Raw genomic sequence first — 12,812 nt, 5'->3', positions numbered from 1 at the left:
ATAATGGATAAGATATACACCTAGTGAATCCTTACCAAAATTAGCCAATTTAGAACATGTGCTTTTTTGAATTAGAAATAAATTAAAGACACCGACTGAGAATAATAAAGTTCCGAAATTGAAATCAATCGTTGGGGATAGCGATAAATACTTCCAAGCTAAAAAAGATTCTGAAAGTTGTAAGATTACACCGAGAAAAATCAGCGCAACACTAATCGGTTTTTGCATGTTGGTGGAACAGCGGATAATTGCACCATATATATAAAAGACGAACACACATAATATTGATTTAATATAGATAGAATCGCTAAAACAATATTTGAAATAGTAATAAAAAATAAGAAAAAATGACAACGACAAACTAAAAACAAGTTTTCTTGAGATAGTTACCCTATCGAAGATAACATTAAAAAAATATTTTAATAATAAACATTGAATCAATGCAGATAAAAACCATAAGTGTGGAGCTGTACCCAAAATTATTGTATTCAGTGTAAAATGAAAATTTTGCGGCATCAAGAAGTAGTATATAACATTCCATATAAAAAAGACGACAATTAATTTTTTAATATTCTTCTTTATACGTACGTTGTCGTATTTATTGAATAGACTGGCATCAGAATTAAGGAAGTATCCCGTACACATAAAGAAACAAGGAACCGCAAAACGCATTATATTATTTATCAGTACGCCTACAGGTTTCAAATCATCTAAATGATAAAATGGACCGACGTGAATAACAACAACAGCGAAAATACCAATAAATTTAAGAAGATCAAGCCAGCTATTTCGCGGATTCATGTATTTCTCTCATTTTCGTTAGGTTATAAATAAAAAATGAATATGTCATTACACATGGACCCACAACTGAAACAAACAAGAATGGTTGAAATATTAATTGCATATATAAAAGAAGCATGGAAATACCAAGTAATGAATAATTCCTTAAGGCCTTAATAAAAACAAGAGCAATTGAAATTAGAAACAAAAATAAACCAAAGAAACCAAAATTGACCAGTATTTGCATTATGCTGCTTTCCAGGTTGTCAACCTTTAGCATCCATGACTCTTGCCCCATACCTACACCAAACAAAGGATAATTAAGAACTAAGTCCCAAGCTCGTCTCCAGAGATCTAGGCGATACTGTGTTGAACCATCAACTGTCCCGCTTGCAACGAAGGCAAGCCTTTTTTCAAAGAAATCTGTTCCATAAATAAAATAGGTAAATCCAGAAAAAGCCACTATTGATGATAGTATCAATATAAATATATTACGATTAATAAAAAAACTTATATAAATCAAAGCTAAACTTGCCGCGATGCCTGACCTCGAGCCTGAAGCAAATATTCCTAACATTATCAAAATAGCAAATTTATACTTTCTCCTATATAGTGCAATTGCTAACGGAGGAAAGAGCACTAGAGGTAAATGATTAATATGTTGGGTGATAGACGATACCCGGATATAATTATCCACCCATTGATCTCGTCCTCCCATTGAGCTTATAAAGATAAAAATATTAATATTGAAGAAATATATTAGAAAATATTGCAATACACCGAGCAGGGAAACTATAATTCCGGCAAGGATTATTGAGTCAAAGATACTTTTAAGATTGAAATTATTTAGTACGTATCTCGATAAAGCTGCAGCACTAATTAAATAAAAACTTATCTGCAAAAGATCCTTAATGTATTCAACTAAATCACCACTTGATACAAATATTATACCAACCGAAGATGAAAAAATAAAAATCAATGGAGCTATTAATTCACCCACTGAAAATTTGTAGCCTTTCAATAAAATAATACAGAACGTAATTAAAATTGTAATATCGCAAAATGTAAGATTTCCAGCTACTCTTAAACCAAATACTGATAAAACTATAAAAAAAACCAACCTTAGTTGTGGTTTTTCATTTCTATGCTCTATATCATATTTTCCTGAAATCAGCGCGGACATAAAATTACTCTTTCTTAGCACATTAAAACGAACTAATTAGTTGAAAAGTTTGTTTAGAAGCTTTTTCCCATGTTAGGCTTCGAGCAAAAGCTTGCCCCTTAAGTATGATAGAAGGTTCAAGCTTAAATAAATCAAGGATTCCATACTTAATACTCTCTATAGAATAAGGGTCTACTAAAATTGCTTTGCCTGTAAATAGCTCTTTCATAGAGGTTGTATTACTTGTCAAAACAGGGATTCCATAGGCCAAAGCTTCTAGGGGAGGTAAACCAAATCCTTCATAGATAGATGGATAACAAAATCCCTTAGCATTTTTGTAAATTTGCCCGAGCTCTTCATCACTAACATGGCCAGTAAAAATAATGGAATCCTCTACATTTGATAAATGTAATTCATCAGAATAGTTAAAAATATTATTATTACCTTTCTTCCCGACAATAACTAGTTTTAATGTGGCATCTAACTCTTTTTTAGCTTCTATAAAAGCGGAAATCAATCTTTTTATATTTTTACGGGGTTCGACTGAACCTACAGTTAAAATATAGTTTATCGTTTTCCATTTATCAGTTAAAATATTACCGTCATAATACTTGGGGGTTATACCATTATAAACTACTGAAATCTTTTCTTCTGGAATATTAAAGTTTTCAACTATTCTTTCTTTTGAAAAATGAGAAACGGTGATTATATGAGCAGCTCTCTTAGCAATGATTGGCTGCATAAACTTATACCAAGTAGTGAATTTACGGCTCATCCACTCTGGGTGATCGAACGGAACGGTGTCATGTATTGTAAGAACCTGATTTTTTACTGTAATTGGGCCAGTATTTGCTGGAGACCATAAAATATCATTTTTATTTATTTTTTTTGGCACATTAAATTGCTCCCATAAATGTCCTTTTATTCCGTTGCAATTATTTGTATTATGAGGTTCAATTTGCTCATACTGGTTTTTATTCCAATAATCTAAAATTGATCTAGTATAACGTTGTACACCCGTCGTATGCCCCAAGAGATTCCTTGTGTTAACTAAAATTGTCATTTTTCTTCCTTATAGATATTATTTTTTTTGCATGAGTTAATTAGAACAGTAGCGGCCTTTTTGGGTCTCCACTTATAATCAAATATACCAAAACCTTCTTCACTGTTAAAATAGTTTCGACCACCATCTCTTAGAGAATAAATTATTACTCCATTAATTCCAATCTTTTTTGCATCTTCTATAGAATTTATAATATTTTTTGCTTGTTCGCTATCTGACACAGAAAACCTTGGATCGAATGTTGTCCAACCAATTTCAGTGATGTAGAGTTTTTTATTTTTAAAACCAGGTGTATTCATTAATAAATATTTGGCGTATTCTATCTGAGATAAATATTTATTATATATATTATTCGGTTTCTTTCGATATGCAACATACGGATGAATTGATATACCATCTGTATAATTGGCCATTTCAGGAGACATATAATCAGCTAAATAATTGCGTTTAGATTCACCAACAGCAACATCTAAACCCGCAGGCGAAAATGCACCAGTAATAACTGTAATATTTTCATCGACTGACTTAATGCTTGGATACGTCATTTTGACTAGTTGCTTATAGTCAGAAACATTACCTTTTGGAGTATTACCTGCAGTAGAATCCCACTCATTCCAAATTTCATAAAAATGAACTCTACCTTTAAAATGATTAGCCAGATAGCGCGCATATTTGGAATATGCTCTCACATATTCCTCTGTATCTGGTTTTCCATTTCCATAGAGGCTATTGCCATAATCTATTATTAGTATTGGTTCAATACCTTCAGATACCATTTTATTAATTACTTTGTCCCATATCCTCGGTATATTATAGCCCCCTTTTGTTTTCTCGACATCCTCCCAAGGAGCATCAATTCTCATTTTGTTCGCACATAATTCTTTTGATTTCAAAATAGCGCGTTCGCTATAATCATAATCCCTTCTAAATAGATGTTCAGCAACGCCGTAAAAAAAATCATTAGCATAAGCGTTGCTAATCATAGCTGAAAAAAAAACAAATACAATTTTAATTAAAGCTTTCATGCAACTCCTTAATCAATCGTTTCGCTCAAATTTTTGCTTATACTTATCTAGGACATATTTTTCGATTTCTAATCTAAATCGTGAGACAGAAAATTTCTCTGCATTTTTTCGACAATTAATAGGAGAAATAAAATGAGATATTGATTCAAATCTATTGATAGCAGAAATAATTGAATCCACTTTCTGCTCATTAAAAAAAACACCTGTAGGCTCATCTTCCCCATAAGGTTTTATTGTTTCAAGTACACCGCCTTTTCCATATGCGATAACAGGAGTACCGCACGCTTGCGCCTCAACGGGCGTGATCCCAAAATCTTCTTCAGCTGCAAAAACAAAAGCTTTTGCATTCATCATGAATTCCTCCATGATTTCATTTGATTGATAACCCATAATCTCTATATTAGATCGCGCTAATTTCTTTATTTTTGACATTTCGGGACCATCTCCGATTACTACCAATTTTTTATCTGGCATTTTAGAAAAAGCCTCAACGATCAAATCAATCCTTTTATATGGTACTAGTCTTGACGCAGTAAGAAAAAAACTTTCTTTTGAGGTTTTTAACTTAAAACGGTCAACATCTACTGGTGGATAAATTACATCAGCATCACGTCCATAGACTTTTTTTATTCTTCTCGCAATAAATTTAGAATTTGCAACAAAAAAATCCACACCATTAGCGGTTCTGACATCCCATAACCTGATTTTATGCAGTATCCATTTTGCTAGTATCCCTTTTAGACCTCGATTTAAACCTGACTCTCTCAGATATTGATGCTGTAGATCCCAAGCATATCGTATAGGTGAATGTACGTAGCTTATATGTAGTTGGTCCGGTCCTGTTAAAACCCCTTTGGCCACTGCATGACTACTTGAAAGAATGACGTCATGAGCAGATACATCTAATTGCTCGATTGCTAAGGGCATTAAAGGCAAATATTGTTGATACTTCCGTTGGGCTCTAGGCAACTTTTGAATGAAGGTCGTATTAATTTTTTTATTTTTAAATTTGTTTTTATCATCCTCAGACAAAAAATCCACAACACTGTAAATAGTTGCATCTGGATATATCTCAATAAATTCCGCAACAACTTTTTCTGATCCTGCAAAAGTTACGAACCAATCACCAATAATTCCGACATTCATATTTTTCATAATTAAACACTCATTTTTCGTAAACTTTTATATGTGTAAGAGATACATCAAGATCAATATGCGCCATCCTTTTTCAAAACCACACCAATTGTTTTAAATAAAATAGCTATATCATTCCACATAGACCAGTTCTTTACATACCAAGCATCAAGATATACACGGGTTTCATAGTCAACATCACTTCTTCCACTAACCTGCCAAAGTCCTGTCATGCCCGGTTTACTTAAAAGATAATAATCAACTTCTTCGTTATATCTTTCAAGTTCAGCTGTAATAATAGGCCTCGGTCCAACTAAACTCATATCCCCTTTTAATACATTAAATAATTGCGGTAATTCATCTAAACTGGTGCGCCTCAAGAACTTACCAATTTTTGTAATTCTTGGATCATTTTTAAGTTTAAATGTTGCTTCCCATTCTTTTTTTGCCTCTATATCATCCCGAAGAAGTTTATCAAGAACCTGTTTTGAATCAATCACCATCGATCTAAACTTTAAACATTTGAATGATTTCCCTCCTTTACCAATACGTTCATGTCCGTATATAGCAGGACCACCATCCTGTTTCACTTTTTTACTGATAAAAAGAAGAAGTGGGGATAATAAGAAAATTATACTTAATGAACCAACTATATCAAACAAACGCTTAAGTAATCGTGAGGACCATTTTGCTAAATTTTGTTGGACGCGAAATATCATGACTTCGTGACTAAAAATAAATGACATATCGGTACTATCTAACGGCATACCACGCAAGGTGGGAATTACTGATACATAGCGATATCCTTTGATCATAAAATTCCGCAACCAAGCATTCCTGACATCACTTTGGTGGGATTCAACCGCGACAATGAACTGGGTCTTTTTATCCATTGTTGTTAACCAGTGCAAATCATTACTTAATACTTGAATTCCTTCAATATTATCACCAGCAACAGTACCGCCTTCAGTTGCTATGAATCCAACAACTTTTAAGCCAAGATTCCGTTCACTACTAATAGCTTTAAATGCTTCGTGAGCATTAATCCCACTCCCAATTATCCATGTATCGCGTTGCCAATAATTTAAAACATTCAATAGCCGCTTTACCATCATACGAGAGAAAGGAACAAGAACTAGTACAAATACCCATGTTAAAATCCATACATACCGAGAAAATGACCATGTTGCGAACGCCATTACAGCGATTTCTATGAAAGCTATGATTATCAAGGTTCTAAGTATTTCTTTTAATTCAAACCAAAAGGTTTTTCTATAAAAATAATGCCTTAACCGAACTGAAAACCATCCAACGCAAAACAAACCAAGTACCCAATGGAGCGCGACCCATCCTTTAGTTTGTTGAAGTGAAACTGCAGCTTCATAATTGTCCAGTGTGAAGTACAATATCCCCAACGCAAAGTATAAAGAAGCAATAAAACTAACAAAATCAGAAATCACAAGGAACATACTGACAAGAAAACTTCGCCCGAGAAGTTTCATATTATCCTCTCAATATTTATATGTATTTTAGTATTGCCTAAGCATGTAGCTATAAAGATATAAAAATAGGAATAAAAGAAGCAATATCCGACGATATAGCTCCTTTTTTATATATTATTTATCACTATCGTATGAGTATCCATAATGGTTATATCCATAACCATAATAGCTACTAGCTTTCTTTACCATACCATTAAGAATACATCCTTTTACCAAAACACCACTTTGTTCGAATCTCTTATAACTCACTTCAATTTCTTTAACTGTATTCTCTTCAAATCTAGCCACTAACAGCGTTGTACCAACATAATTACCAATAATTGCCGCATCCGTAACAGCTAGAATTGGTGGGGTATCCAAAATAACTAAATCATAGTTTTCACCCGCCCACTTTATCAAATCACCGAAACGTTGATGCATAAGTAATTCTGCGGGATTGGGCGGAACTATACCTCTGGATATATAATCAAATTCACCCATATTAACTTTTTTAATAGCTTTCTCAATAGGTGCTTTTCCTGATAAAACATCCGACAATCCATTCTCATTATTCGTATTGAACAGTTTATGTGTATATCCTTTTCGCATATCTGTATCAATAAACAGAACTTTTTTACCGGTTTGGGTAATAATAGCTGCAAGGTTAGTACTAATGAATGTCTTACCAGCATTAGGGCTAGCTCCCGAAATCATTAATATGTTATTTCGAGCCTCCATCATCGCGAAGTGTAAACTAGTTCTTAAACCACGAATTGCTTCGATTGCAATATCTGCGGGATTATCAATAGCCAAGAAACTTTGTATATCCTTGGATTTTTTTCCGCTCCAGCTTTTATTTTGAGCTATTTTCTTTGCATACGTTTCTGCAACAGGAATGCTCGCATAAACATTGATTCCAATTTCTTCTAGTTGCTCAGGACTTTCAATTCCTCTGCGCATTAAGACTCGAAGCAATACGATTCCTATAGAAATTACTCCGCCAAGAACAACACCTATTAATATTATAAATATCTTATTGGGTTTTATCGGTTTAGGTTGCGAAATTGCATTATCAATTATTCTCACATTACCAATTGCACTTGATTTAGCAATGCTTAATTCCTGTTGACGATTTAAAAGCTGCATGTAGACAGCCTGCCCTGAATCAACATCTCGGCTTAAACGTAATATTTCTTGTTGTGTTTTCGGCATTGCTGTAACTTTTTGATTTAGCCTGTCTTTTTCCTCTTTTAAAGTTTGTCTCTTTTCTATTAACGCTTTATATGTTGGATGCTCTTTTGTATATAATTGAGAAATTTCAGACTCTCGAAATGTTAATTCATTTAATTGATTATCTACATTAACTATTTGCTCAAGTACTGACTTCGCTTCGAGGGACAAATCAACCGAATCTTTTTGTCTACGGTATTGATTAAGTTTATCTTCAGCAATGTCTAACTCACTTCTGACTTTAGGAAGCTGAGCATTTAAAAAATCTAAACTCTTCGCATCTTGCGCTGCCTGACGAGCAATATTTTGGGCAAGATAATTGTTACTAATTGTGTTCAATACCTTCTCTAATACCTTTGGATCATCACCGGTTAATGATAAAACCAGCATCCCAGTATCTTTACCCTGATCCGTTACAGAAAATTCATCTTGTAAATCTTTAATTGCTTTCAATCTATTAATATAATAAATATTAAACTGACTACCGGGAGTTGCATCAATCTCATCAATTCTTAAAGAAACACCACCATTATCAAGTAATACCCCTACTTCACCATCGTAATTAGTATTATCATATGAAACCGTATAATGTTTTTTATCCTTAACAATAAGCTCTAAGTGAGCTGGCGTAATGCGATCTGAGTTTGGCAGATATAACCTAGAAACGGATAAACTCCCTTTTTTTTCTCCTATTAATCTAGCCCAACCTTTGCCTACTAGTGGTATATGTCTCTCTTCTACTTTTGTCTGAAGATTCAAGTCATCCACTGTTTTGCCTAAAATCATCCGCGACTGAAGCAAAGCAATTTCAGGAGCAGATTGTGGTTGGCTATCAGGTAACATTTGACTGAGACTATTTAGTATTGCATTACCCTGTTTTTGTTCAATTTGCAACAATGCATCGGCTTGATAGATAGGGGTAGCAAATATTGCATATAAAAGACTTAGTAAAGTAAATAGAGCGGTAACTGATATAATCAATTTCCGATGATCAATGATTTCACCAACAAGTCGTCCAACATCGATCTCATCCGTTTCTTTATGGTCTATTCTTTTTTTCACTAATGACATGAAATATTCCTGATTATTAAGCTTTTAATTTGTCAACCCAGCGCTGACCGGCTAGCTCAATTAAATTAAATACTGAAGCGAAAGCTTCATTGCTCTTCCGGTAGGGATCTGGAATGTCTTTGCGTTCTATCCATTCACCGAACAGCATTGTTTTACCTCTAGCTTCAGGGGCAATTTTTCCAACCTGCACCAAATGTGCTTTTTCCATGACCAAAATCAAATCATACTGGCGAGATAGGGCTGATGTAAATTGCTGTCCTCTATGTCCCTCTAATGAAAGCCCATGTATAGAAGCGATATAAGCAGCACTTTTATCAGCCTCTTGATTGACTAATGCACCTGTTCCAGCAGAGTCAATTTTTTTTTGTGGTAACTCTCTTCGCAAAAATCGTTCAGCGATTGGAGAACGGCATATGTTTCCTGTGCATACGACTAAAATTGAATCAAACATTAATTTGGCCATCTCTTAATATATCGTACGGTCTCTGTCATATCGTGAACACCAGTTATAGTTGGTACAAGCTGAGATATTACGCGGTTCCAACGAACAAGCGGTGCAGTAGTAACATATACAATATCATATGGTTGTAATTGGAATTCTGTTCCCAAAACCATTGCAGATGCATCTTGAGCATTCAGCTGGTAGATATTTGCAATCTTACCCTGCTTGTCACCCTTTAACTGACGAACTACGAATATTCCTGTTGCATCACTCATTGATTGGGATAATCCATCAGCATTACCCAACGCTTCGGCAAGAGTCATACCACTGCGATCCATCTTCAGTGTACTCTGTTTTCCCACCTCTCCCATGACAAATACCTTGAGATCATCATTACGCGGAATAAACAGTATATCGCCTGGGAATAACAAATGATTCTGAGTAAGATCGCCTTTCTGCATTAGCGCATACAAGGAAATCTTAGTATCTTTACCATTATGAGTCAGTACGACATTTCGCCAGTCAGCATCAGCCGCTAGGCCCCCTGCCGCATTAATAGCATCCATCACAGTTAGAGGGATATTTGTAATTGCTTGTTTCCCCGAATTTGTAACCTCCCCTGTCACATAAACTTTTTGCGAGCGGAAAGCTGCTATGCTGACATCCACCTGGGGACTTTCAATATATGTTGTTAATCTATTTGCAATATCTTGACGAACCTGGCTTAAAGTCTTTCCAGCTACCTGAACTTTACCTATGTAAGGATAAAAAATTGTTCCGTCAGAATTCACCCAGTTACCCGTATCACTGGCGCTACGATATTGACCAGCTGGAGTCGTCAATTCCGGGTGATCCCATACCGTAACCATGAGTACGTCGCCCACCCCAATGCGATATTCATAGCTTTTTAACAAGCTGTCTAGCTGAGGATTTGAACGTGCAATAACTGGTTCGGGGCGAAGTTGATCTATCAGCCCCGGTGTCATTGGGTAAACATTGACAAGCTTATCTAGATCGTAGTCGCTGTCAGGAAGTTCTACCACATTCTTACGCAGACTATTTAACCCCTGTCCCGGCATAATGGTACAGCCTGATAAAAAACCTATTGCTAATGCCAATGCCGAAAATCTAACAATTTTTGTCTTCATAATGTCACATCATCAGTAAACCAAAAGTTTCTAATCCCCAAACAACAGTCTATTTCCAGAAGCTGTGTTAAGGCTATAAATTAAAGGGAATTTCAATCCCGGCGCTTGCGCCTACATCATCGCTATCATTATGGTTCGCATCGGTATACCAGAGAGAAGTGTTCAGTCGTACCGATTTGTACACATCGCCACTCCAGCCCAGTTGCACTCCTTTTAATGTATCCGAGCGAGGAAACGCCTTATTAATTGACTGATTTTCTGGGTTAACCTTCGCATACGCTAAACGTGCACTCCAGCGCTGATTATCCTCTGTCACCAGTTCAACTTTACCCGCAAAGAGTTGGCCATCACCTCCCATAGCATCACCGAGTGAGTAACCTTGCTGGTAGTAGCCATCTTTATAGATATGGTGGGTATAGCTATAGTTGGTTCGGCTCATATTCGATCGGGTATCGTGCGCTTCCAGATACCAGTTGATGGCATCTTTCCCCCAACCGTGGTGACCTTCGACTCCGCCAAGGAACATATTCGCTGAAGGTAAAAAACCGGACTCATCTTCGCCAATCATTTGACCGTATAAGCTGATCGGCAGCCCCAGCGTAGGTTCCAGTTTCAACTTAAAGTCAAAACCAGCAAGCTGGTTGCCGGGTTCATTGGGATCGTTTGCTGCTGTATTATCTTTACCCGTCAGGCCGTCCCAAAAATTACTAAACGACTCCGGTCTCCCCTCCCCCCCCCACTGCATAATGCGAGATGCGCCAAGCTCAAGGGACTGGAAAGGAGAAAACGTCAGACGCCCACCGATAATTTTGGTATGCGGTACGGCGGTATATTGATTCATCTGGCTGGCGGAAATCTGATACTGCCAAGGTCCAATCCAGCGCAGCCACCAGGTTTCCGGTGCAGCCTGTTCAGCACGCTGCATTAAAACGCCGGTCATCGGGCGCATCGCATCACCGCGGATTAGACTTCCTTCATAACCCGGTCCCCACCACTGCGGCATCTGGCCGAAAGAGAGCCATTGGTTCCAGAACTTAACCGCGCCGTAGGCGCCGTTAGCATTAAAACGTGAACCGTTGCTGATGCGTTCGTCACCTTCAACGTTGCCCTGCAGGTGCACATCCCACCATTCGCCGCTGTTATTAAAGGCTAATGATAAAGAGCTATCCGCAGGCTGATTCTGACCAAACCCCTGCGGCGTTCCGGGTTTATCCGTTGAGGTATAGCCACTCACCCGGAAATCAGCTTTTAAGGAATCGAGGCGTTGGTTGATTCGAGCGAGAACAACCTGTTCAGAAGAGTAAGAGGGTTTTGCTTTCTTAAGTGCCCGATTAATCTCTTCCTGGCTCAGAGGCCAGGTCGACAGGCTGAGATGAATAACGCCGCGATCGGAAAGCCACGCCAGATCGTTGCGCAGTTCGTTGTCATTCATCACTAACCCGGAGGCATAGGCAAGTGAGCTGGCAGAAGTTAGCAGCCCTAATGCGAGTGCGATTCGCGCAATTTTTATCATTGTACAAGATCCATTTAAAGCCCCGTTTCCGCAAGCTGGCGCGACAAGGGGAACACTGATAGATGCAGCGCCCTCTGACGCCAACCTTTGCTATTTTTGGTCTACAGGTTTGATCAAAGAAAACGAAAGCATGTTATCGGAATCTCATGCCAATGCTCGCTTTCGGTTCACAGGCTACCTGTAGTACACAATGTATGCGAAATTGTTATTGAAGGCCATTCCTTACGCTTCATACCCGCAGCTTCTCCTGCCCACCGTCAAACGAACACGTTCTGAGCTGGCGACAACATGCAAGTATATACAGGTTGTAAAGATAATCACCTGTATAGCGTTCACTTTAGGAATTTCAGTCGCATGAAATGAGATGTGATATGGAGAAAACGTCCGTCCGCAGGTACGCTACCGCCCTTGGCTTAACAGCTACCAATGCACTGTACTTCTTTCCCTTTAAATTCAATCGCTGATTTCGATAAATCGGCGATTAATCCATCAAAACAACAATTTCGCGGCCATAAGTTTACGAGATTCTGCCCTCAATTGGGAGCGTAATCTTGAATTATCAGATACGCTGGCAGCACTATGAACGACCCGCCGATAAGGTTATTGTTTTCCGGCTATCACTATCAAATGCCAACAGTATCGAACAACCAGATAATTTCAACCTTATGATTTTATTACCTTTTCACCACAGAAAGTGTGTTGACTTAGTTTCAAATTAATTATAGTTAGTCAACTACAAAAATTAATAGTGAAAAGAATTATG

10 protein-coding genes are annotated in these 12,812 nt (G+C 37.1%); all 10 read right to left on the bottom strand.

Annotated elements, in window-relative coordinates:
- A partial coding sequence (locus ACESQ2_RS15885; protein WP_373170857.1) for an acyltransferase occupies nucleotides 1–801 on the bottom strand: 801 nt, incomplete at its 3' end.
- Nucleotides 785–1,963 (bottom strand): O-antigen ligase, encoded by a 1,179-nt coding sequence (locus tag ACESQ2_RS15880; RefSeq protein ID WP_195606023.1) that lies wholly within the window; start codon nucleotides 1,961–1,963, stop codon nucleotides 785–787. The genes ACESQ2_RS15880 and ACESQ2_RS15885, both read right to left, overlap by 17 nt.
- Before the next feature lie 22 nt (nucleotides 1,964–1,985).
- A complete protein-coding gene (locus tag ACESQ2_RS15875) occupies nucleotides 1,986–3,005 on the bottom strand; it encodes a glycosyltransferase family 1 protein (RefSeq protein WP_196565130.1) in 1,020 nt (339 codons plus the stop codon).
- Entirely contained in the window at nucleotides 3,002–4,030 is a 1,029-nt protein-coding gene (locus tag ACESQ2_RS15870; RefSeq protein ID WP_373170855.1) for a hypothetical protein, read from the bottom strand. Before ACESQ2_RS15870 ends, ACESQ2_RS15875 begins: the two co-directional genes overlap by 4 nt.
- Before the next feature lie 12 nt (nucleotides 4,031–4,042).
- On the bottom strand, nucleotides 4,043–5,185 hold the full coding sequence (locus tag ACESQ2_RS15865; protein WP_196565132.1) for a glycosyltransferase family 4 protein: 1,143 nt from the start codon (nucleotides 5,183–5,185) through the stop codon (nucleotides 4,043–4,045).
- Nucleotides 5,186–5,238: 53 nt separating this feature from the next.
- Nucleotides 5,239–6,666, bottom strand: a complete 1,428-nt coding sequence (wbaP, locus tag ACESQ2_RS15860) for an undecaprenyl-phosphate galactose phosphotransferase WbaP (RefSeq protein WP_195606020.1) — start codon at nucleotides 6,664–6,666, stop codon at nucleotides 5,239–5,241.
- Nucleotides 6,667–6,780: 114 nt separating this feature from the next.
- Entirely contained in the window at nucleotides 6,781–8,946 is a 2,166-nt protein-coding gene (locus ACESQ2_RS15855; RefSeq protein WP_373170854.1) for a polysaccharide biosynthesis tyrosine autokinase, read from the bottom strand.
- Between the two features lie 16 nt (nucleotides 8,947–8,962).
- On the bottom strand, nucleotides 8,963–9,397 hold the full coding sequence (locus ACESQ2_RS15850; protein ID WP_373170852.1) for a protein tyrosine phosphatase: 435 nt from the start codon (nucleotides 9,395–9,397) through the stop codon (nucleotides 8,963–8,965).
- Entirely contained in the window at nucleotides 9,397–10,536 is a 1,140-nt protein-coding gene (locus ACESQ2_RS15845; RefSeq protein WP_373170851.1) for a polysaccharide export protein, read from the bottom strand. Before ACESQ2_RS15845 ends, ACESQ2_RS15850 begins: the two co-directional genes overlap by 1 nt.
- A gap of 73 nt (nucleotides 10,537–10,609) precedes the next feature.
- Nucleotides 10,610–12,049 carry a capsule assembly Wzi family protein gene (locus ACESQ2_RS15840; protein WP_049088546.1) on the bottom strand — a complete coding sequence of 480 codons (1,440 nt, stop codon included), beginning with the start codon at nucleotides 12,047–12,049 and terminating at the stop codon, nucleotides 10,610–10,612.
- Nucleotides 12,050–12,812: the final 763 nt, after the last annotated feature.

Origin of the sequence: Klebsiella sp. Q11 (assembly GCF_964241505.1) — a bacterium.
In the GTDB taxonomy this organism is placed as follows: Bacteria; Pseudomonadota; Gammaproteobacteria; order Enterobacterales; family Enterobacteriaceae; genus Klebsiella; species Klebsiella michiganensis.
The sequence above is the reverse complement of the archived record's forward strand: the minus strand, read 5'-3'. Positions and strand labels throughout refer to the sequence as shown.

Coding starts and splice junctions, on each gene's coding strand:
- ACESQ2_RS15880 (WP_195606023.1), bottom strand. CDS start 1,963: ATGTCCGCGCTGATTTCAGGAAAATATGATATAGAGCATAGAAATGAA.
- ACESQ2_RS15875 (WP_196565130.1), bottom strand. CDS start 3,005: ATGACAATTTTAGTTAACACAAGGAATCTCTTGGGGCATACGACGGGT.
- ACESQ2_RS15870 (WP_373170855.1), bottom strand. CDS start 4,030: ATGAAAGCTTTAATTAAAATTGTATTTGTTTTTTTTTCAGCTATGATT.
- ACESQ2_RS15865 (WP_196565132.1), bottom strand. CDS start 5,185: ATGAAAAATATGAATGTCGGAATTATTGGTGATTGGTTCGTAACTTTT.
- wbaP (WP_195606020.1), bottom strand. CDS start 6,666: ATGAAACTTCTCGGGCGAAGTTTTCTTGTCAGTATGTTCCTTGTGATT.
- ACESQ2_RS15855 (WP_373170854.1), bottom strand. CDS start 8,946: ATGTCATTAGTGAAAAAAAGAATAGACCATAAAGAAACGGATGAGATC.
- ACESQ2_RS15850 (WP_373170852.1), bottom strand. CDS start 9,397: ATGTTTGATTCAATTTTAGTCGTATGCACAGGAAACATATGCCGTTCT.
- ACESQ2_RS15845 (WP_373170851.1), bottom strand. CDS start 10,536: ATGAAGACAAAAATTGTTAGATTTTCGGCATTGGCATTAGCAATAGGT.
- ACESQ2_RS15840 (WP_049088546.1), bottom strand. CDS start 12,049: ATGATAAAAATTGCGCGAATCGCACTCGCATTAGGGCTGCTAACTTCT.